Source organism: Amycolatopsis sp. CA-211722 (assembly GCF_056828465.1).
The window spans coordinates 3,135,298-3,156,665 of record NZ_CP184752.1 but is presented as its reverse complement, the minus strand read 5'-3'; the positions used below and the strand labels follow the sequence as shown (position 1 = coordinate 3,156,665).

19 protein-coding genes are annotated in these 21,368 nt (G+C 67.7%); 7 read left to right on the top strand and 12 right to left on the bottom strand.

Annotation, left to right across the window (positions count from 1 at the left end; translation table 11 throughout):
* Positions 1-17 precede the first annotated feature (17 nt).
* Positions 18-1,118, bottom strand: coding sequence for an adenosine deaminase (locus ACOCEP_RS15575; protein ID WP_482337974.1), 1,101 nt, complete (start codon positions 1,116-1,118; stop codon positions 18-20).
* Positions 1,119-1,327: 209 nt separating this feature from the next.
* Between ACOCEP_RS15575 and ACOCEP_RS15570 the strand changes: the two genes are divergently transcribed.
* Positions 1,328-2,416 carry a PA containing protein gene (locus tag ACOCEP_RS15570; protein WP_482337972.1) on the top strand — a complete coding sequence of 363 codons (1,089 nt, stop codon included), beginning with the start codon at positions 1,328-1,330 and terminating at the stop codon, positions 2,414-2,416.
* Positions 2,417-2,885: 469 nt separating this feature from the next.
* On the opposite strand, the gene ACOCEP_RS15565 is transcribed toward ACOCEP_RS15570, so the two are convergent.
* The 6 genes from ACOCEP_RS15565 to ACOCEP_RS15540 all read right to left on the bottom strand — a co-directional run bounded on the left by ACOCEP_RS15565 (position 2,886) and on the right by ACOCEP_RS15540 (position 9,704).
* On the bottom strand, positions 2,886-4,166 hold the full coding sequence (locus ACOCEP_RS15565) for a thymidine phosphorylase (protein WP_482337971.1): 1,281 nt from the start codon (positions 4,164-4,166) through the stop codon (positions 2,886-2,888).
* A complete protein-coding gene (locus tag ACOCEP_RS15560; protein ID WP_016331264.1) occupies positions 4,163-4,552 on the bottom strand; it encodes a cytidine deaminase in 390 nt (129 codons plus the stop codon). The genes ACOCEP_RS15565 and ACOCEP_RS15560 overlap by 4 nt, the downstream gene beginning before the upstream one ends.
* Before the next feature lies 1 nt (position 4,553).
* Positions 4,554-5,783 carry an ABC transporter permease gene (locus ACOCEP_RS15555; protein WP_482339724.1) on the bottom strand — a complete coding sequence of 410 codons (1,230 nt, stop codon included), beginning with the start codon at positions 5,781-5,783 and terminating at the stop codon, positions 4,554-4,556.
* 38 nt (positions 5,784-5,821) lie between these two features.
* Positions 5,822-6,910, bottom strand: coding sequence for an ABC transporter permease (locus ACOCEP_RS15550; protein ID WP_482337969.1), 1,089 nt, complete (start codon positions 6,908-6,910; stop codon positions 5,822-5,824).
* On the bottom strand, positions 6,907-8,484 hold the full coding sequence (locus ACOCEP_RS15545; protein ID WP_482337968.1) for an ABC transporter ATP-binding protein: 1,578 nt from the start codon (positions 8,482-8,484) through the stop codon (positions 6,907-6,909). The genes ACOCEP_RS15550 and ACOCEP_RS15545 overlap by 4 nt, the downstream gene beginning before the upstream one ends.
* A gap of 80 nt (positions 8,485-8,564) precedes the next feature.
* On the bottom strand, positions 8,565-9,704 hold the full coding sequence (locus ACOCEP_RS15540; RefSeq protein WP_482337967.1) for a BMP family lipoprotein: 1,140 nt from the start codon (positions 9,702-9,704) through the stop codon (positions 8,565-8,567).
* Positions 9,705-10,249: 545 nt separating this feature from the next.
* Between ACOCEP_RS15540 and sdhC the strand changes: the two genes are divergently transcribed.
* The 5 genes from sdhC (at position 10,250) to ACOCEP_RS15515 (ending at position 14,806) form a co-directional block, all read left to right on the top strand.
* Entirely contained in the window at positions 10,250-10,693 is a 444-nt protein-coding gene (sdhC, locus tag ACOCEP_RS15535; protein WP_076857541.1) for a succinate dehydrogenase, cytochrome b556 subunit, read from the top strand.
* 2 nt (positions 10,694-10,695) lie between these two features.
* The gene (locus ACOCEP_RS15530; RefSeq protein WP_034304594.1) at positions 10,696-11,115 is read left to right on the top strand and encodes a succinate dehydrogenase hydrophobic membrane anchor subunit; all 420 of its coding nucleotides are present in this window, start codon (positions 10,696-10,698) and stop codon (positions 11,113-11,115) included.
* Positions 11,116-11,146: 31 nt separating this feature from the next.
* Positions 11,147-12,901: a succinate dehydrogenase flavoprotein subunit gene (sdhA, locus tag ACOCEP_RS15525; RefSeq protein ID WP_482337965.1), complete on the top strand. Its 1,755-nt coding sequence runs from the start codon at positions 11,147-11,149 to the stop codon at positions 12,899-12,901.
* Positions 12,901-13,671, top strand: a complete 771-nt coding sequence (locus ACOCEP_RS15520; RefSeq protein WP_016331256.1) for a succinate dehydrogenase iron-sulfur subunit — start codon at positions 12,901-12,903, stop codon at positions 13,669-13,671. The genes sdhA and ACOCEP_RS15520 overlap by 1 nt, the downstream gene beginning before the upstream one ends.
* A gap of 163 nt (positions 13,672-13,834) precedes the next feature.
* Positions 13,835-14,806, top strand: coding sequence for a hypothetical protein (locus tag ACOCEP_RS15515; RefSeq protein ID WP_482337964.1), 972 nt, complete (start codon positions 13,835-13,837; stop codon positions 14,804-14,806).
* Between the two features lie 72 nt (positions 14,807-14,878).
* On the opposite strand, the gene ACOCEP_RS15510 is transcribed toward ACOCEP_RS15515, so the two are convergent.
* The 3 genes from ACOCEP_RS15510 to ACOCEP_RS15500 form a co-directional block, all read right to left on the bottom strand.
* Positions 14,879-16,096 (bottom strand): M14 family zinc carboxypeptidase, encoded by a 1,218-nt coding sequence (locus tag ACOCEP_RS15510; RefSeq protein ID WP_482337963.1) that lies wholly within the window; start codon positions 16,094-16,096, stop codon positions 14,879-14,881.
* Positions 16,097-16,214: 118 nt separating this feature from the next.
* A complete protein-coding gene (locus ACOCEP_RS15505) occupies positions 16,215-17,627 on the bottom strand; it encodes a S8 family peptidase (RefSeq protein ID WP_482337961.1) in 1,413 nt (470 codons plus the stop codon).
* A 78-nt stretch (positions 17,628-17,705) separates the two neighbouring features.
* Complete coding sequence (locus ACOCEP_RS15500; protein WP_026467335.1) at positions 17,706-17,960, bottom strand: SCO4848 family membrane protein; 255 nt, start codon at positions 17,958-17,960, stop codon at positions 17,706-17,708.
* A gap of 43 nt (positions 17,961-18,003) precedes the next feature.
* Between ACOCEP_RS15500 and ACOCEP_RS15495 the strand changes: the two genes are divergently transcribed.
* Positions 18,004-19,242, top strand: coding sequence for a D-alanyl-D-alanine carboxypeptidase family protein (locus ACOCEP_RS15495; RefSeq protein ID WP_482337960.1), 1,239 nt, complete (start codon positions 18,004-18,006; stop codon positions 19,240-19,242).
* Between the two features lie 2 nt (positions 19,243-19,244).
* On the opposite strand, the gene ACOCEP_RS15490 is transcribed toward ACOCEP_RS15495, so the two are convergent.
* Together ACOCEP_RS15490 and trpS are read right to left on the bottom strand one after the other, a co-directional pair.
* Positions 19,245-20,273: a YhjD/YihY/BrkB family envelope integrity protein gene (locus ACOCEP_RS15490; protein ID WP_482337958.1), complete on the bottom strand. Its 1,029-nt coding sequence runs from the start codon at positions 20,271-20,273 to the stop codon at positions 19,245-19,247.
* Positions 20,274-20,308: 35 nt separating this feature from the next.
* Entirely contained in the window at positions 20,309-21,328 is a 1,020-nt protein-coding gene (gene trpS / locus ACOCEP_RS15485; RefSeq protein WP_482337956.1) for a tryptophan--tRNA ligase, read from the bottom strand.
* Positions 21,329-21,368 lie beyond the last annotated feature (40 nt).

Below are 21,368 nucleotides of genomic sequence, written 5' to 3'. Positions count from 1 at the left end.
ATAGTTGTCACTGCTAACTAACGCAAGGCCGCGTAGCCGGGCTTGATGACCGTGTTGATGATGTCGAGCCGCTGGTCGAAATCGAGGAAGGCGGATTTCATCGCATTGATCGTGAACCACTCGAGATCGGCCAGCCCGAAGCCGAACGCCTCGCTCAGCGCCGCGAATTCGCTGGTCATCGAGCAGCCGCTCATCAGCCGGTTGTCGGTGTTGACGGTGACCCGGAACCGCAGCCTGGCGAGCAGGCCGATGGGATGTTCGCCGATCGAGCGCGCCGCTCCCGTCTGGACGTTGGACGTGGGGCAGATCTCGAGCGGGATCCGCCGGTCGCGGACGTAGGCGGCCAACCGTCCCAAATGGACCGTGCCGTCGCTGTCGGTCTTGATGTCGTCGACGATGCGCACGCCGTGGCCGAGGCGCTCCGCGCCACAATGCTGAATCGCCTCCCAAATGGACGCGAGCCCGAACGCCTCACCGGCATGAATCGTGAAATGCGCATTATTCGTCCGCAGGAACTCGAATGCGTCGAGATTTCGGGTAGGCGGAAATCCGTCTTCCGGTCCGGCGATGTCGAACCCGACCACGCCGGCGTCGCGGTAGCGGACGGCGAGCCCGGCGATCTCGAGCGCCCTGGCGTGCTGGCGCATCGCGCAGAGCAACGTCCCGACCCGGATCCGGCCGCCGCTGGCCGCCACTCTCCGTTCACCTTCGGCGAATCCGGCCTGAATGGCTTCGACCACCGCATCGAGTGACAGACCGCGTTCGACGAAGAGTTCGGGGGCGTAGCGCACCTCGGCGTAGACGACACCGTCGGCCGCGAGGTCTTCGACCGCTTCGGCGGCCACTCTGACCAGCGCTTCCTCGGTCTGCATGACACCGCAGGTATGCGCGAACGTCTCAAGGTACGAGACGAGGGAGCCGGAATCGGCCGCGTCGCGGAACCATCGGCCCAGTTCGACGGGATCGCCGGTCGGCAGGGCCTGATACCCGGTCTGCTCGGCGAGCTCGGCGACCGTGGCCGGCCGCAATCCGCCGTCCAGGTGGTCGTGGAGGAGAACCTTGGGAGCGCGGGCCAGTACCGCCTCCGGGACGCGTGGTCTGCTGCTTTCAGAGGACATACGTAACGGTAACCAGCCTGTCATTCCCCTACATGGCGGTAAGTCTCATGCTTGACTTAACCCTCGGCTTTGTGGATCACCGGCTGAATCGGCCATCAGGGCAGAGCTCGGCATTGTCCGATACCCGGGGGCCATACGCAGAGCAATTCCGCAATGGATAAGCTTCACGTCACGTCCCTCCCATTTCCCCGCCCACGAAGGACACCGCAGTGACCACTGACAACCACATTGCAGCCCCGTCCTTCGACCGGATGCGCAACATGCTGGTGCGCGCGGCCGAAGTGCGTGAGAGCGAACAGCAGCAGATCTTCGACGCGCTCGACGACATCTACGCACGTCTGGCCCCCGTCGACTCGCTCGGCGCGGTGCGCAAGCGGCTCTCCGAGATGCCCGACCGCACCGAGACCAGCGTGCTCGCCGAACGTCTCGACGAGACCATGTCGCGGCTCGAAGCGCAGGACACCGCGATCGCCGCGCTGACCCGCGCCGTCGAAAGCATCGTCGACAAGCTGGCCAAGCCGTTCGCTCAGCTCGACGGCCGTCTCGACGGCATGGCCGCGCGTCTGGAAGGCGTCGGGGGCCGGATGGACGGGCTCGAGGACAAGCTCCAGAACATCCACCGCCGTCTCGACGAGCTCGGCGCGCACCTCGACAAGCAGGACGTGAAGACCGACACGCTGCCGCAGTCGGTGATCGGCCCGGTGCGCGAGCGCGTCGAGCAGGCCGAGTCGACCCTGCGGGACCGCGTCGACACCGTCGACCGCGAGCTGCGCACCCGCGTCGAGAACCTCGACAAGGCGACCAAGGAAAGCCTCACCGCGAACACCGAGGCGCTGAAGACCGCGCTGACCGAGACCGGCGAGATGATCGACGCTTCGGAGCGTCTCGACGGCCTCGGCGACCGGCTCGAGAAGGTCACCTCGCGGCTCGACGACCTGGCCGAGCGGCTCGACAAGGTCGAGGACGGCTTCACCGGGCGTCTCGGCGACCTCGACGGCTCGATCCGCTCCGGTCTGTCGAAGGTCGAGAACACGCTGCAGAAGCAGCCGGACACCGACTCGGTCGACTCGCTGGTGCGCAAGAGCAACGACGAGTCCGTGCGCCGCATCGGCGGCCAGCTGGACGAGGCCATGGCGACCTTCGCGGAGCTGATGCTCGGCGGCGGCCCGGCCATGCAGCAGATCTCCCCGCCGCCGCCCGCCCCGCGTCAGCCGCGCCGCAGCTCGCGCAACGGCCGGGCGCCCAAGGCGGCCGACGCCAAGGCGAAGGCCGACGGCGCCGACGAGACCACCGACTGACGCTCGCTCACGCTGAAGGCCCCCTTCCCACGGCTTCGCCTGGGACGGGGGCCTTCGCGCTTCTCCGGCCACGACCTGCGTTTCGCGGGCTAAACGCGATCCGCCCCTCCCTCGCGTTTCGGCCTCTAGATGCGGTGCAACGCCCTGGGCCCGGCGTCGGTCGGGCCGGGCCCGATGGCCCCAATGTGGCATTGGAGGCGCTCAGCGTCCCCAATGCCACATTGGGGACACCCGCCCCGCGCCGACCTGCGTTTAGCGGGCTAATCGCGATCCGCTCCCCGCGTTTCGTCCTCTAGATGCGGTACTTGCGCGTGCAACTACCGCATCTAGAGGACGAAACGCGAGGGGCGCCGGGGCGCGGACGTCCTGAAGGCCCCCTCAGGACGTTCAACGTCTCAAAGGGGGCCTTCAGGACACAGGGGTCGCGAGCAGGGCGCCGACAGATCGCGATTAGGGGGCTAAACGCAGGTCAGGGGCGCACGGTCTCCAGGACGAGCGGAGCGGAGGCCGGAGCCTCAGCGGAGACAGCGTAGGCGTCTTCGAGCGCAGCGAGAGCCGAAGGAACAGCCTCCGGCGTATCGGTGTGCAGCTCCAGCAGCGGCTGCCCGGCCGACACGGGATCGCCCGGCTTCGCCAGGCACAGGACACCGGCCGCGGCCTGGACCGGGTCCTCCTTGCGCGCCCGCCCGGCCCCGAGCCGCCAAGCGGCGACCCCGACCGCATAAGCGTCCAAACGCGACAAAACCCCATCGGCGGGCGCCGGAACCACGTGCACATGGCGAGGCCGCGGCAAAGCGGCCTCCGGATCCCCGCCCTGCGCGGCGATCATCCGGCACCACGTCTCGTAAGCCCGGCCGGAAGCCAGTACCTCAGCCGGGTCCACATCGGACAGCCCGGCCAGCGCCAGCATCTCCCGCGCCAACGCCACGGTCAGCTCGACGACGTCGGAAGGACCGCCGCCCCGCAGCACCTCGACCGACTCCGCGACCTCGATCGCGTTGCCGACCGCGTGTCCCAAAGGCACGTTCATGTCCGTGATCAGCGCCGTCGTCGCGACACCGTGCGCGGTCCCGATCTCCACCAGCGTCCGCGCGAGTTCACGGGCCTGCGGCAGCGTCTTCATGAACGCGCCCGAACCCGTCTTCACGTCGAGCACCAGCCCGGCCGAGCCCTCGGCGATCTTCTTGCTCATGATCGAGCTCGCGATCAGCGGGATCGACTCCACCGTCGACGTCACGTCCCGCAGCGCGTACAGCTTCTTGTCCGCGGGCGCCAGCCCGGAGGTCGCCGCGCAGACCACCGCGCCGACCTCGTCGAGCTGCCGGATGATCTCCGATGTCGACAAAGAGGCACGCCAGCCCGGAATCGACTCCAGTTTGTCCAGCGTTCCGCCGGTGTGCCCGAGCCCGCGCCCCGACAGCTGCGGGACAGCCGCCCCACAAGCCGCGACGAGCGGCGCCAGCGGGAGCGTGATCTTGTCGCCCACCCCGCCGGTCGAATGCTTGTCGATCGTCGGGCGGCTGACCTTCAGATCCAGCCGCTCCCCCGACGAGATCATCGCGCCGGTCCAGCGCGCGATCTCACCGGAGTCCATCCCCCGCAGGAAGATGGCCATCGCGAGCGCGGCCATCTGTTCCTCGGCGATGTCGCCGCGCGTGTACGCGTCGATCGTCCAGTCGATCTGTTCGTCGGTGAGCCGTCCGCCGTCCCGCTTCGCGCGGATGACGTCGACGGCGGCGAAAGCGCTCACGGCAGGTCGTCCGGTCCGAACGCGTCCGGCAGCACCGCCGACATCGGCAGGATGCCGCTCGGGGTGTCCACCAGGCAGTCGGAACCACCGTGCTCGAACAGGATCTGACGGCAGCGCCCGCACGGCATCAGCAGCGCGCCTTCACCGCTGCGGCACGCGACGGCGACGAGTTTGCCGCCGCCGGTCAGCCGCAGCTGCCCCGCCATCGTGCATTCCGCGCACATCCCCAAGCCGTACGAGGCGTTCTCGACGTTGCAGCCGACGACGATCCGGCCGTCGTCCACCACCGCCGCGACACCGACGTGCAGGCCCGAGTACGGCGCGTACGCCGACTTCGCCGCCTCGATGGCCTGAGCCCGCAAGGCTTCCCAGTCGTACTCCGCCATGTCAGTCCTCACCTCGCCGGTACAGCGCGCCGTCGGCCTTCGGCGGCCGCAGCCGCTGCGAAGCCACCGCCAGCACGATCAGCGTCACGAAGTGCGCGGTGTACGGGATGAGGTCGCTGGGCAGGTCGTCGTTGGTCCAGTAGATCGCGTACAGCAGGCCCGCGCCGACGACACCGAGCGCGGAAGCGATCCACTGACGCCGGAACAACTGCACCGCCACGATCACGGCCAGCAGGATCACCGCGCCGTACAGCAGCGCGAGCACCGCGGTACCGCCACCGGCGAGCTGGAGACCGTCCGCGTAACCGAACAGCGCCGCGCCACCGAGCAGGCCGCCCGGCCGCCAGTTTCCGAAGATCATCGCCGCGAGGCCGATGTACCCGCGGTTGTTGGTCTGGTTCTCCAGGTAGTCCGCGCCACCCGCGAGCAGCACCAGCGACGCGCCACCCATTCCGGCGAGCCCGCCGGAGATGATCATGGCGACGTACTTGTGCAGATAGACGTTGACGCCGAGGGATTCCGCCGCCACCGGGTTCTCACCGCAGGACCGCAACCGCAGGCCGAACCGCGTGCGCCACAGCACGAAGTAGCTGATCGGCACCAGCGCGATCGCGATCATCGTCAGCGGCGCGACCTCGGTGATCAGCCCGTTGAGGATGCCGGCGAGGTCGGAGATGAAGACGCGCTGCATCTTTTCCAGGTCCGACAACCAGTCCGAGAGGAACGTCGCCGAGTACGTGTCGAATTTCGGCACCGGCGGCGACTGGCGCGGGTTACCCGAAAGCGGGGTGAACACCAGGTTCGCCAGGTACTTCGCGACACCGAGACCGAGCAGGTTGATCGCCACACCGGACACGATGTGGTTGACGTTGAAGGTCACCGTCGCGACGGCGTGCAGCAGCCCGCCGAGCGCGCCGAACACCACCGCCGAGATCAGTCCCGCCCAGACCCCGCCGTGGTACGCGCCCCACGCGGCGCCCCAGGTGCCGAGGATCATCATGCCTTCGAGGCCGATGTTGATCACGCCCGCGCGTTCGGCCCAGAGACCGCCGAGCGCGCACAGCAGGATCGGCAGCGCCAGCCGCAACGCGGTGTGCGCGGTGTTGGTCGAGGTCAGCGTGTTGACGCCGGTGGCGTACGACGCGATCGCGAGCACGCCGACCGCCAGCAGCCCCCAGATGGCGCCCTTGAGCCATCCGGGGATACGCCGCTTCGGCGGCTTCACCGGCATGGTGGTCCCGCCCGTGTTGGACGACAGAACATCCGTGCTCACACCGCACCCCCTTCGGAAACGCTGGAACCCTTACCCGCCAGCGCGCGACCGACGCGACGCTGTTCGGCGGCCAGGTCCGCGCGGCGCACGATCTCGTACGCGATGACGACCGACAGCACGATCACGCCCTGCATGATCGTGGCGATCTCTTTGGACACGTTGATCTGCTCCAGCGACACCGCGGACCGGTCGAGGAACGCCCACAGCAGTGCGCCCAGCGCGATCCCAGCGGGGTGGTTGCGCCCGAGCAGGGCGACCGCGATACCGGTGAAGCCGTACATCTGGGTCGAGGTGATGCCGTAGCTGAAGTCGCGGCCGAGCAGTTCCGGCATCGCGACCAGGCCGGCGACACCACCGGAAAGCAGCATCGCGATCAGCGTCATCTTCTTGGCGTTGACGCCACCCGCCGCGGCGGCCGTCGTCGATTCGCCGGAGGCCTTGAGTTCGAAGCCGAACCGGGTCCGGTTGAGCATGAACCAGTAGGCCCCGCCGATCAGCGCCGCGATGATCACGAAGCCGAACAGCTCGCCGGACCCGATCGGGATACCGGGGATCCGGCCCGTCTCGGCGATCTCACGGGTGGCGATGTTGTTGCCGGTCTGCACGCCGAACTGGTCCGCGTTGACCAGGAACGCCACGATGCCGCCGACGATCGCGTTCAGCATGATCGTCGAGATGACCTCGGAAACCCCGCGGGTCACCTTCAGCACGGCGGGAATGGCCGCGTAGAGCATGCCGCTGGCCACCGCGACGATGAGGATCGCGATCACGTGGATCACCGGCGGCAGCTGCAGCGCCCCGCCGATGATGGCGGTGACGATGGCGGCGAACCGGTACTGGCCCTCGACACCGATGTTGAAGAGGTTCATCTGGAAGCCGATGGCCACCGCGAGCCCGGACAGGTAGTAGACCGTCGCGAGGTTCACCGTGTCGACGGCCGTCGAGCCCTTGAAGAGCTGGCCGATCATCGTGCCGTAGGCCTGGAGCGGATCCGCCCCCGAGATGATCAGCGCGATGGCCGTCAGGATGACCGCGAAAACGATCGCGAGCAGAGGCGGCAGCAGCCTCGTACGCCAACTACTCACGATGCACCTTCTTCGGAGTCTTCGGAGGCACCCGTCATCGCGGAGCCCAGTTCCTGCGGGGTCACGGTCGCGGGGTCGGCCTCGCCGACCAGCCGTCCGCGCAGCATGACCTGGATGGTGTCGGAAAGCCCGATCAGCTCGTCGAGGTCGGCCGAAACCAGGAGGACGGCCAGCCCGGCGGCACGCGCCTGGCGGATCTGTTCCCAGATCAACGCCTGCGCGCCGACGTCGACGCCGCGCGTCGGATGCGACGCGATCAGCAGGACGGGGTTGCCGGAAAGCTCGCGCCCGACGATCAGCTTCTGCTGGTTACCACCCGAAAGCGCGGCGGCGGGGACGTCGATACCCGGCGTGCGGACGTCGTACTCCTCGACGATGCGGCGGGTGTCCTCCCGCGCGCCGTCGATGTCGAGCAACTGTCCTTTCGCGACCGGCTTGCGCGTCTGGTAGCCGAGGATCCGGTTGACCCACAAGGGTTGCGTGAGCAGGAGACTGTGCCGCGTGCGGTCTTCGGCGATGTAACCGATCCCGGCCTCGCGCCGGGCGAGCGTCCCCAGCTTGTGCAGCTCGACGACCTTGCCGTCGGCCTCGGTCAGTTCGATCCGGCCGCCGCCCTTGCGCATGCCCATGATCGTCTCGACGAGTTCGGTCTGGCCGTTGCCCTCGACGCCGGCGATCCCGAGCACCTCGCCCGCGTGCACGGTGAAGGAGATGTGATCGAGCACGTTCCGCTCGGAACCCTCGACGCTCAGGCAGACGTCGTCCAGACGGAGGACGTTCCGGTCGGTCACCGTGGATTCGCGGGTCTCCGGGCTGGGCAGCTCCGTGCCGACCATCATTTCGGCCAGCTGCCGGGAGGTGATCGTCTTCGGGTCGGCCGTGCCGACGGTGGTGCCGCGGCGGATCACGGTGACCGTGTCGGCGATCGCGCGCACCTCGTCGAGCTTGTGCGAGATGAAGATGAAGGTGAAGCCGTCCTTCTGCATGGCGCGGACGGTCTCGAACAGCGCGTCGACCTCCTGCGGCACGAGCACCGCGGTCGGCTCGTCGAGGATGATGATCCGCGCGCCGCGGTAGAGCACCTTGACGATCTCCACGCGCTGGCGGTCGGCGACGCCGAGCTCTTCCAGCAGCGCGTCCGGGCGGGCGCGCAGGCCGACGCGTTCGGCGAGTTCCGCCAGCTTCGCCCTCGCCGCGCGGCCGATGCCGTGCAGGTTCTCCGCGCCGAGGAAGACGTTCTCCCCGACGGTCAGGTTGTCGGCCAGCATGAAGTGCTGGTGGACCATCCCGATCCCGGTCTTGATGGCGTCCTGCGGGTTGCGCAGTTTCACCGGCTGACCGTTGATCGCGATGTCGCCCTCGTCCGGCTGCTGCATGCCGTAGAGGATCTTCATCAGGGTCGATTTGCCCGCGCCGTTCTCGCCGCAGACGGCGTGCACCTCGCCCTTGGTGACGGTGAGGTTGACGTCGGAGTTGGCCACGACACCGGGGAACCGCTTCGTGATCCCGGTCAGCTGCACGGCCGGTTCACCCCGGTCGGGGGCGTCGGTGACCTCGGCCTGGGGAGCGCTCATGAAAAAGCCATCCAGTCTGGGAGTTAAACAGGTGAGGGCTCGGAAGGGTCGACCTTCCGAGCCCTGCTGCCTGGTGGAGCTTACTTCTGCGGCTTGTCCGAGACGGTGATCGCCCCGGAGACGATCTGCGCCTTGTAGCCGTCGAGGACGTCCTTGATGTCGTCGACCTTGCCACCGGAGGTGGCGTAGCCGATGCCGTCGACCTTGAGGTCGAACCGCTTCGGCAGCGACGTCAGGTCGCCCTTCGCCAGCGCGCGCAGGTAGTCGAACACCGCCACGTCGACGCGCTTGAGCATGGAGGTGATGATGACGTCCTTCGACGCCTCGACCGTCTTCTGGTTGTACTGGTCGGAGTCGACGCCGATGGCCATGGCGTTGTTCGACTTCGCGGCCTCGAAGACGCCCTTACCGGAGGCACCGGCGGCGTGGTAGATCACGTCCGCGCCCTTGGCGATCTGCGCGGCGGCCTTCACGTTGCCCTTCGCCGGGTCCTGGAACCCGGAGAAGTCACCGGCCGGGGTGAGGTACTCGTCCTCGATGACGGCCTTGGACGAAGCGGCCTTCACACCCTGCAGGAAGCCGGCCTCGAACTTCTGGATCAGCGGCGTGTTCACGCCACCGACGAAGCCCACGTGGCACTTCTTCGACTTGTAAGCGGCGGCGACACCGGCCAGGAACGAGCCCTGCTCCTCGGCGAACACCAGCGAAGTGACGTTCGGCGCCTTGACGGAGTCGTCGTCGACGATCGCGAACTGGGTGTTCGGGTACTTCGGCGCGATGGCGCCGACGGCCTTGGCGTAGGCGAAGCCGACGGCGATGACCGGGCTGAAGCCCTGCGAAGCGAGCTGGTCGAGACGCTGCGACTTGGCGGCCTCGTCCTCGGTCGCGGCGGCGGTGCTTTCGGTGACCGTGGTGACGCCGAGATCGGCCTTCGCCTTGTCGGTACCGGCGGCGGCGGAGTCGTTGAACGACGCGTCGCCGCGGCCGCCGACGTCGAAGGCCAGCGCGACCTTGAGCTTGCTGCCGTCGACCTTCTCACCCGACTGCGCGGAGCTGCTCGACGCGGCCGGCGCGGCCGGCGGCTTCGGCGCCGTCACGCAGCTGGCGGACTGGTCCCCAGTGCTCGCGTTGTTGTTGTTCCCCGCACCCGAATCCTTCGCGCACCCGGCCAGTACGAGTGCACCGGCCATGGCGGCGGCGGCCAGCGCGGTTCCACGCATGCGACGCAACGTGTGTCTCCCTCCCCGCTGATCCAGCGGATGGTCCGAAGAAAGCGACCCGGCGACACTGCCGGGTTCGACCGAGAGACGGTACCTAACGGCCGCTTTGCTGCCATAGGAAAGGCACGCTACGTAACACAAACGTTTACTCATGAGTCGTAAGCGCGACGAATGGAGCACTCACAGTGATCAGAATGGAGTAATCGCAGGCAGCGCTCGGCCCTCGGACCGCGTGCAGCGCCCAAGATCGTCACGCACCGTTCAAGCCCTCCGGCGGGACGGCTCGCACGTCCACAGTGGACGAACCGGTGAGTTACCGGCCGCCGTCACTCGATCGGGCAAGGGTCCCGATGTCTGGTCCATCACACAGAGGAACCCGGAGGTGAGCCCACCGTGAGGTGCGGGTCTAGCATCCTTTTCATCCACGCTCGATGACCATGATCTCGGCACCGTCGCCGGAGCCGTCCCCAGGTGGACGTCCCGGCGGCAGGCGCGGAAACCAGCGGTCAGCGGGCCCAAGCCATGACGTTGGAGGCCGTTCACCGATGTCCACCACGGCTAGCACCGCCACTGAGGCGGCCGCGAGCGATCGGGCGGGTGCCTCACGCCGGCAGGGGACCTTCTACCGGGGAGACCCCGGTATGTGGTCCTGGGTGCTGCACCGCATCACCGGCGTGCTGACATTCTTCTTCCTTTTCGTGCACGTGCTCGACACCGCGCTCGTGCGCGTGTCGCCCGACTCGTACAACGAGGTCATCGAGACCTACAAGACCCCCCTGGTCAACCTCCTCGAGGTCGGCCTGGTCGGCGCGGTGCTGTTCCACGCGCTCAACGGCATCCGGGTCATGCTGGTCGACTTCTGGGAGAAGGGACCGAAGTTCCAGAAGCCGATGCTCTGGACCATCCTGGCCATCTGGGTCGTGGTGATGATTCCCGGTGCCTACTTCATGATGAAGCGCACCGTCGAAGTTATGTTCGGGGGGCACTGACCATGGCGACCGAAGTTCTCGCACTCGACAAGCCGCGCTCGCCGAAGCGCCCCGCTGCCCGCCGCAGCAACTTCGAGCTCTACAGCTGGCTGTTCATGCGCATCTCGGGCCTCGCCCTGATCGTGCTGGTGCTCGGCCACCTGTTCATCATGAACATCCTCGACGGCGGCGTGCACCGCATCAACTGGGGCTTCGTCGCCGGCCGCTGGGCCTCGCCGTTCTGGCAGTTCTGGGACCTGTCGATGCTGTGGCTCGCCGAGATCCACGGCGGCAACGGCCTGCGGACGATCATCGACGACTACGCCCGCAAGGACAGCACCCGGTTCTGGCTGAAGATCGTGCTCTACGTCTCGATGGTGCTGATCCTCGCCGTCGGCACGATGGTGATCTTCACCTTCGATCCCGGTATCTCGGCCAACTGACGCCCCACCACACGTTCAAAGCGGAGTCCTCATGCAGTTCCACAAGTACGACGTGGTGATCGTCGGCGCCGGTGGCGCCGGCATGCGCGCGGCCATCGAATCCGGCCAGCGTGCCCGCACCGCGGTCCTCACCAAGCTCTACCCGACGCGTTCGCACACCGGCGCCGCCCAGGGCGGCATGTGCGCCGCGCTGGCGAACGTCGAAGAGGACAACTGGGAGTGGCACACCTTCGACACGATCAAGGGCGGCGACTACCTGGTCGACCAGGACGCCGCCGAGATCATGGCGAAGGAAGCCATCGACGCGGTCCTCGACCTCGAGAAGATGGGCCTGCCGTTCAACCGGACGCCCGAAGGCAAGATCGACCAGCGCCGCTTCGGCGGGCACACCCGTGACCACGGCAAGGCCGCGGTGCGCCGCGCCTGCTACGCCGCGGACCGCACCGGGCACATGATCCTGCAGACGCTGTATCAGAACTGCGTCAAGCACGGCACCGAGTTCTTCAACGAGTTCTACGTGCTCGACCTGGTGCTGACCCCGGACGAGAACGGCAACCCGGCCGCTTCCGGCGTCGTCGCCTACGAGCTGGCGACCGGCGAGCTGCACGTCTTCCAGGCGAAGTCGATCGTGTTCGCCACCGGCGGCGCGGGCAAGATCTTCAAGACGACGTCGAACGCGCACACCCTCACCGGTGACGGCCTCGGCATCATCTTCCGCAAGGGCCTGCCGCTGGAGGACATGGAGTTCTTCCAGTTCCACCCGACCGGTCTGGCCGGGCTCGGCATCCTCATCTCCGAGGCCGTGCGCGGCGAGGGCGGCATCCTCCGCAACGCCGACGGCGAGCGGTTCATGGAGCGCTACGCCCCCACCATCAAGGACCTCGCGCCGCGGGACATCGTCGCCCGCTCGATGGTGCAGGAAGTGCTGCAGGGCCGCGGTTGCGGGCCGAACAAGGACTACGTCGTCCTCGACGTCACGCACATCCCGGAAGAGACGCTGAACGCGAAACTCCCGGACATCATGGAGTTCTCGCGGACGTACCTGGGCGTCGACCCGGTCACCGAGCCGGTGCCCGTGTTCCCGACCTGCCACTACGTGATGGGCGGTATCCCGACCAACATCCACGGCGAGGCGTTGCGGGACAACGAGAACGTCATCCCCGGCCTGTACGCCGCGGGTGAGGTGGCGTGCGTTTCCGTGCACGGCTCGAACCGTCTCGGCACGAACTCGCTGCTCGACATCAACGTGTTCGGCCGTCGCGCCGGCATCGCCGCCGCCGAGTACGCGCTGGCGCACGAGCACATCGAGCTGCCGGAGAACCCGACTCGCGTGGTGGAGGACCAGCTCGCGCTGCTGCTTTCGGAGCACGGTGACGAGCGCGTCGCCGACATCCGCACCGAGCTGCAGCGGACCATGGACTCGCACGCTTCGGTGTACCGCACGGAGGACACGCTCAAGCAGGCGCTGACCGACGTGCAGGCGCTGAAGGAGCGGTACAGCCGGATCACCGTGTCGGACAAGGGGAAGCGGTACAACACCGACGTCCTCGAAGCCGTCGAGCTGGGCTTCCTGCTCGAACTCGCCGAGGTCCTGGTCGTCGGCGCCCTGGCGCGCAAGGAATCCCGCGGCGGGCACGCGCGCGAGGACTACCCGAACCGCGACGACACGAACTTCATGCGGCACACCATGGCCTACAAGGAGGGCGAAGGCCTCACCGCCGACGTCCGCCTGGACTACAAGCCGGTGACCTTCACCCGCTACGAACCGATGGAGCGGAAGTACTGATGACCACGGCAACCCCCGAGAAGTCGGAGGCCGTGTCCTCCGACCACACGCCGATCACCGTCACGCTGAAGATCCTCCGGTTCAACCCCGAGATCGACAACGAGCCGCACTGGGAGTCCTACGACGTCCCGGCGCAGCGCACCGACCGGCTGCTGAACCTGCTGTTCTACGTGAAGGACTACATCGACGGGACGTTCTCGTTCCGGCGCTCGTGCGCGCACGGCGTCTGCGGTTCCGACGCGATGCAGATCAACGGCATCAACCGGCTGGCGTGCAAGGTCCTGATGAAGGACCTGCTCGAGACCAACGGCAAGAAGACGACGATCACCATCGCGCCGATCAAGGGTCTGACCACGCTCAAGGACCTTTACGTCGACATGGACCCGTTCTTCGAGGCGTACAAGGCCGTGAAGCCGTACCTGATCGCCTACGGGAACGAGCCCACGCGTGAGCGGATCCAGTCGCAGGCCGACCGCGACCGGTTCGACGACACGACCAAATGCATCCTGTGCGCCTGCTGCACGTCCTCGTGCCCGGTGTACTGGAACGACGGCTCGTACTTCGGCCCGGCCGCGATCGTCAACGCGCACCGGTTCATCTTCGACTCGCGTGACGAAGGCGCCGAAGAGCGTCTCGACATCCTGAACGACTCCGAGGGTGTCTGGCGCTGCCGGACGACCTTCAACTGCACCGATGCCTGCCCGCGCGGCATCCAGGTCACGAAGGCGATTCAGGAGGTTAAGCGCGCTTTGCTCTTCAAGCGCGTCTGACGCCTCTGGTTGGCGCTTTGCGCGTGAAGGCCCCCTTCCCTCGGCTGAGCCGAGGGAAGGGGGCCTTCACGCGCTTCAGGAGTTATCCACAAGAAGCCAGTTATCCACAGGCCCAGGAAAAGCGTCTGGCGCGATCGGTGATGCCGCGCCCATCCTGATCATCATGGTCAACAGGGGGAGATGGGCTCAGCATCCCGAACTGCTGCTGGCGAGAAGCCGCAATGGTGTCATTCGGGTCGCCGACCTCGAGTCGGAGGACATGAGCAGCAGCACGATCTATGCGCGCTGTCTACCAGGCGGCCCCTGGCAACGACCGCTGCCAGGGATCGTGCTCTTGCACAACACCGAACCGAAACCCGACGAACTGATCGCCGCCGCACTGCTCTACAGCGGCGCCAAGAGCATGCTCACCGGCGTCGCCGCCTGTCGTCTACACGGATTGCGCCCTGCGGCGCTCCCCACAGGCCGCGACCTGCACCTGTTGATTCCTCATGACCGGAAGGTCCGCAGTACCGGCTTCGTCACTACGGAGCGGACACTCCGATACCCGGAACCGAGGATGATCGGCGAGGTACCGGCGGCGCCGCTGATACGCGCGACCACAGATGCCGTCCGGCGGCTTCGTGAAACCGGCCCGGTGGAGGAAATACTGATCGAAGCGGTCCAAGGTGGTCGCTGCTCACCGTCTGCACTCCTTCGAGAGCTCGATCACGGTACGCAACGAGGAACCGCGATTCCCCGCCGGCTGCTTTCGAGCTGGATCGATATCCGTTCGATGGCTGAATCCCGAGCGCGCACACTCAGCCTTCGGTTGCCTACGCCTCCGAGCCATTGGAACTGCAAAGTCTTCGATCAGCGCGGCAAATACTTGGGACGCCCGGACGCCTGGTGGGACGACATCGGCCTCGCTTGGGAAATCGACTCGTTCGACTTCCACTTCAGGCGGGCCGACTACTCACGAACGTTGAACCGGAACACGCGTTACACGGCCTCGGGCATCCTCCTCGTGCAGACACTTCCGTCTCGGCTCCGAGACGATCCGGTCGGCGTGGTCGGTGAGCTGATCGCCGCGCACGAAGCCGCCTCTGCTCGCCCACGTCCCGCAGTCCGCGTCGCCGACTCCGACGCCGCGTGAAGGCCCCCTTCCCTCGGCTGAGCCGAGGGAAGGGGGCCTTCACGCGCTACCGGAGGCCTTCACAGAAAGTCGCTATTCGAGGACGCGTGCCAGAGCACCGGAGTCGGCGGTACCGGGCAGCCGGTCGAAAGCCTCCGGGTCGATGTACCCGACGGCACCGGTGCTCACGTCCCGCAGCATGTTGTACAGCCCCGCCATCACCGCCCGCGTGAAACGCTCCCGGTGCTGCTGCCCGAGCGTCTGCGTCTGCCCGCGCACCTCGAACAGCACCGTCCCGGTCCCGTTCAACGCGAACGAACACCGCGCCTGCCCCGGCAGATCCCGGTCCGGCGCGTGCGGATACCGCGCCCCGACGAACCCGCGCGACGTCATCCCGTTGAACGCGCTGATCGCCAACTGCCGCGATTCGTCCTTTGTGTACACATCACGGTACTTCGCGTACTTCTGGCCGGGCTCGAAGAACTTGTCGGGCAGCGGCGGGTAGTCGATGCCGACGTCGAGCAGCCGGTCGCTGCCCTCCTGCCGGACGCAGGCGCCTTGGTGGTGCAGATCGACGTAGACGTCGGGCACCTTCCCCCGCAGCGCGGTCAGCTCCAGGTACACCGAACGCAGCGCCCGCGCCTCGGGCGTGATGAACCAGCCCGGCTGATCCGGCGCGCCCGGGACGTCCTCCGCGCGCGGGACGTAGTTCAGTTCGGGATTGAAGTCGCGGTTGACGTCGAACCCCGGCCGCTTGCGGTAGTCGTCGCCCTGGAGGACGTCGCTGAGGTAGTTCCAGGTGGGCGGCCGGTCCTTCAGCTGGGGGAACTTCCGCTGCACCTCGGCCCACGACAGGTCGTTGCCGCGCCGGTCGAGTTCGGCGCCGTCCGGGTTCAGCTTCGGCACCGCGACGAAGGTGATGGTCTTCCGCAGGCGCTCGGCGTCCCGCGACTCCGACGTGCCGAGGTAGTCGAGGATGCGCAGCAGGGCGTCGGTGCCGGTCTTCTCGTTCCCGTGGATCTCGCTGGAGACCACGAAGACCTTCGGCCCGGTCCCCACGGTCGCCTGATGGATCACCCGGCCGCGGTTCGACCGCCCGACCTCCTTGACCGCCACTCGCCCCTGGCTCACCCGTTCGAGTCGCCCGAGCTCCCGCACCATCTCGCGATAGTCGGTGAACTCGTTGATGGGCAGCTCCCGCGGCTCCTCGCTACAGGGCGCCACCGGCGCCGCCACCGCCGTGGGCGCGCTGACGAGCGGGAGCATCGCCAGCCCCACCACCACGGGAACCAACCGACCGGACAACGACATCGTGAACTCCCCACTGTCGAAGGTGCTCACAACGTAGCGAGGACACCGGCGGAATGGCCAGGAAAACGAAACCGGGGCCGGCCCACGAACGTGGACCGGCCCCGGCGAACGCGAGGAACTACTTCACCGCGTCCAGGGCGTTGACGCGGCCGTGGCCGTAGTACGAGTTGTCCTTCGCCGGGCCTTCACAGACCGGCGCCGCGGTTCCGCAGGGAACCGTGTCCGCCTGGTGCTCCAGCAGCCAGGTCAGCACCCGCGGCGGAGCGTGGCGGTAGCGGGACGCCAGCAGCGCGGCGACACCGGCGGCGTGCGGGGACGCCATCGAGGTGCCGCACTTGGCGCCGTAGCCGCCGTTGAAGATCGTCGACAGCGGGCAGCCCACACCCTCGCCGGTGGGCGGAAGCTGGGCGCGGTCGCCGCCGGGAGCGGTGACCGAAACGTCGTCACCGAAGTTGCTGTACGACGACTTCGTGCCCGCGTAGCCGATGGCCGAGACGTTGACGACGCCGTCGATGGCCTTGGGCAGGATGCCGCAGCTCGTGTCGACCGGGTGCGGGCGGTTCGGGTCGGTGGTCTGCTTGTCCGGGTCGAAACCGCTGTTGCCGGCGGCGGCGACGTTCAGCACGCCGCGGCCGGTCGAGTAGGTCACCGCGCGGCGGACGGCTTCGAACGCGGCCGCGTCGCCCGGCTCCTTCGAGCAGTAGAACATGCCCGGGTCGATGTAGTAGCTGTTGTTCGTGACCGGGAAGCGGTGCTTCGCCGCCCACATGAACCCGCACACCGCGGCCTCGGGGAGGATCAGGCCGTCGTCGTTCACGACCTTCACCGACGCCAGCTTGACGCCGGGCGCGACGCCGGTGAAGCCACGAGCGGCGTCCTTGCCCGCGATCGTGCCGGCGACGTGCGTGCCGTGGTCGGAGTTCGTCGGCGCCCAGGCGGCGGGCGTGGTGTCGGGCGCGCCGCTGTTGCAGCCTGCCGACACCTTCGGGTCGAGGGCCGCCTTCAGCGCGGGGTGGGTGGGCTCGATACCCGAGTCCAGCACGCCGACGGTCACCGAGCGGCTGCCGCCGGAGATCTTGTTCGCCTCGGGAGCCTGGATCGCCCGCATATCCCACTGCTGGGCCGACAGGTCCTCTTCGACGGCGACGCTGGTGGTCTCTTCGTTCTCCTTGGTGTCGACCACGGCGGAGCGGGTCGAGCGGCTGGTCGCCGCGGGCGGGAACGCGACGTCACGGCCGCCCGAGTAGGCGCGGAAGACGCCGATCTTCGCCTGGAAGTCGGCGTTGCGCGAGGAGGCCACCGCGACCCCGATCTCGGGGTAGTACGCGACCTTCTCGCCGCACTTGGCGCGCAGCTCGTTGTCGACCTTGCGCTCCGGGGTGCGCGGGTCGTAGAGCACCACGTAGTTGAACGGGGCGCTCGCGGTGTCGCACTGCGGCGCGGGCGCGGCGCTCGCCGACGGAGCCGAGAACACGCTTCCCGCCGCCGCCGCGACGAGCGCGGGGACGAGCAGGCGTCTGATCCGGGACATTCCACCTCCATGATTCGGTGGAGTGAACCTAAGCGAGCCGGACCCTGCCCAACACCGTCAAAAGGACGACAAACCCGATCAGGCGTCAGCCTTTTCCGCGTCCCGTGACTTGGCGCCACGAAGCGTGCGCAGACCGATGAGGCCGATGATGGTGCCGAGCACGAACGAGACCACCGTCAGCACCGCGTGCACGATGAAGTAGGCCGTGGGCGAGCCGTCCGCGGCCCAGGCGCGGTCACTGTCCCAGAGGTTCTTGGCGAACGTGATCCAGATGATCCACGACCACACGCCGAAACCCAGCAGGAACATCGAAGTACCTCGCGAAATGCGCATGCCCCTGAGTATGCAGCGGGCCCGGCGACGCTACATTGCTCGGGTGCACAGCGCTATCTCCCGGTCGCTCCTGGTCCTCGTTTCCGGTGTGCTCGCCCTCGCGGTGACGCCGGTGGCCACAGCCGCCCCGAAGCCACCAGCCCAGGCGCAGCCGTGCGCGAACAAGGTCACGCCTCCCCCGCCCGTCGACACCTCCGAGAAGCCGCGCCCCGGCGAAGCCGCTCCCGCCCCGCTGCCGGTGCCGCCGGTCCCGGTCGGCGGCGACCGGATGGCCGAATGCGGGCTCGTGCTCCCGAAGCGCGCGCTGAACCCGCCCGAGGGGAACACCTCGGCGGCGTGGGTGCTGCAGGATCTCGAAACCGGTGACGTCATCGCGGCGAAGGATCCACACGCCCGTCAGCGCCCGGCGTCGCTGATCAAGGTCCTGCTCGGGCTGGTCGTGGTCACCGAACTCCCGCCGGGCAGGATCGTCGTGGCGACCAAGGAGGACGCCGAGCAGGAGTGCACCTGCATGGGCATCGGCGCCGGCGGTCAGTACACAGTGGACCAGCTGCTGCACGGACTGCTGATGCACTCGGGCAACGACGCGGCGCACGCGCTCTCCACCGTGCTCGGCGGCCTGGACGCGACGCTGGCGAAGATGAACGCGCTGGCCAACCGCGTCGGCGCCACGGACACCCGGGCCGCGACACCGTCCGGGCTCGACGGTCCCGGCATGTCGACCTCCGCCTACGACATGAGCCTGATCTTCCACTACGCGATGAAGAACCCCGAATTCGCCAAGGTGGTCAAGACCAAGAGCTTCGAGGTCCCGGCCACCGGCGGGAAACCGGTCGTCACGATCTACAACGACAACCGGCTCCTCGGCAGCTATCCCGGGTTCACCGGCGGGAAGACCGGCTTCACCGACGACGCGCGCCACACCTACGCCGGCAGCGCGGTCAAGAACGGTCACCGCGTCGGGGTCGTGATGCTGCGCGCCGAGCAGCGGCCGACCCGGGTCACCGAGCAGGCCGCGAAGCTGCTCGATTACGGCATCGCGCTGCGCGAGTCCAAGGCCGAATCGGTGGGGCGCATCGAATACCGGTCACCGGAAGCGGTGAACGCGGACCCGGCCAACGCCGCGCCGAACGCCGACGGCGCGTCGAACAGCGGAGCCGCGGCCGCGGCCGAAGACCCGTTCGGCGTGACGGGCTGGATCATCACGCTGGTGGTCTTCCTGATCATCGTGGCGTCGTTCGTCGTCGGCCACCAGCGCAAGAAGGCCATGGCCGGCGAATAGCGTCAGGACTTGCGGCGGCCGAGCCAACCCAGCAGCGCGCCGGTCGCGAAAGCCCCGCCGACGGCGCCGAGTCCCGGCCCCTGCTGAACGGTCACCCTCGGGTGGATCAGCACCGGGGCCGGCGGCTCGATGACCGTCTTCAGGTTCTCCTTCGCCGTCGCCGTCCACGCGGTGACGAACAACAGGAAGCGCGACACCAGGTTCGCGAACACGAGCAGACCGATCACCGGGCCGAACAACGTGAACGCCGGTGATTTCGTGACACTGCCGAGGTAAAGGGTCGCGGCCTGCTGGAGCACGATGAACCCGACCGCGGCGAAGATCGCGCCCTTGACCGCGCTGCGCAGCGCGACGTGCTCACGAGGCAGCCTCGCGATGACCCACAGGAAGACCAGGGTGTTCGCGAGCAGGCCGAGCACGATCGTCGCGACCTTCAGCAGGAACACGGCCCAGCCCTGGTTCTGGAGGCCGACCAGTTCGAGCAGGAACCGCCCGACCCCGCTGCCCGCCGCGGTGAGACCGAACGAGATCACCAGCGCGAGACCGAGCCCCACGAGGGACAGCAGGTCCTTGATGGTCGTCGAAACCAGCGGGAGCTTCTGCTTCTCCTGGCCCCATTGAGCGGTCAGCGCGTCACGCAGGTTCGACATCCAGCCGACACCCGAGTACAGGGCGAGCAGCAGGCCGAACACCCCGATCCCGCCGCCGGAGTCCAGCGCCGCCTTGATGATGCTGCCGACGAGATCGCTCAGTCCTTCCGGGACCGACTTCTTGATGCCGTCGACGAGCTGGTTCGTCACCACCTGGTCGCCGGCGAGCACGATCTTGATGATCGCGAAGGCGACCATCAAGATCGGGATCACCGACAGCACGCTGAAGTAGGTGATGGCGGCGGCGTAATGGTTGCCGTAGCGCTCGGTGAAGGCGTCGTTGGCCCGGATGAGGTGATCGAGCCAGCCGTACTTCCGCCTCAGGCGCGGTAACAGCTTGTCCTGTTCCGGCTTCGCGCCGTCATCATTCGCCACCGTCAAACGCTAACCACACGGCGGCGACATCGCAGCGCGAATCAGCCCGCCGGGGGAAGGAACCCGATGTTCCCGTAGACGTTCCGCAACGTCACCGAAGCGACTTCCCTGGCCCGTTGCGCGCCGAGGGCCAAGGCCTTGTCGAGCTCGGCGACGTCATCCAGATAGGACTGGACGCGTTCCTGCACCGGCGTGACCCAGTCGACGAACGCCTCCGCGACCCCCTTCTTCAGGTCGCCGTATCCCTTGCCCTCGTACGAGTTCTCGAGTTCGGCGACCGGCTGGTCGGTCAGCGCGGAGAGGATCGTCAGCAGGTTCGAGACGCCCGGCTTGTTCTCGGCGTCGAAGACGATCTCGCGGCCGGTGTCCGTGACCGCCGAGCGCACCTTCTTCGCCGACTTCTTCGGGTCTTCGAGCAGTTCGATGAGGCCGTTGCCGGTCGACGAGGACTTGCTCATCTTCGCGGTCGGGTCCTGGAGGTCGTAGATCTTCGCCGTGTCCTTGACGATATGCGGCTCCGGCACGGTGAACGTCTTGCCGTAGCGGTTGTTGAACCGCTGCGCGAGGTTGCGCGTCAGCTCCAGGTGCTGCCGCTGGTCCTCGCCGACGGGGACCTCGTTCGCCTGGTACAGCAGGATGTCCGCGGCCTGCAGGACCGGGTACGTGAACAGGCCGACGCTGGCGCGATCCGTGCCCTGCTTCGCCGCCTTGTCCTTGAACTGCGTCATCCGGCCCGCTTCGCCGAACCCCGTCTGGCACTCCAGCACCCAGCCGAGCTGGGCGTGCTCGGGCACGTGGCTCTGGACGAACAGCGCGCTGCGGGCCGGGTCGACGCCGAGCGCGAGCAGCTGCGCGGCCGAGCGGCGCGTGCGGTCCAGCAGCACCTTCGGATCCTGCTCGACGGTGATCGCGTGCAGATCGACGACCATGTAGAAGGTGTCGTGGGTGTCCTGCAGCCGCACCCACTGCCGCAGCGCGCCCAGGTAGTTGCCGAGGTGGAACGAGTCGGCGGTGGGCTGGATCCCGGAGAGCACGCGCGGGCGCTTCTGTTCGTCGGACACGCCCGGATTCTCTCAGGCCATGCCACGGCGGGTCACTCGG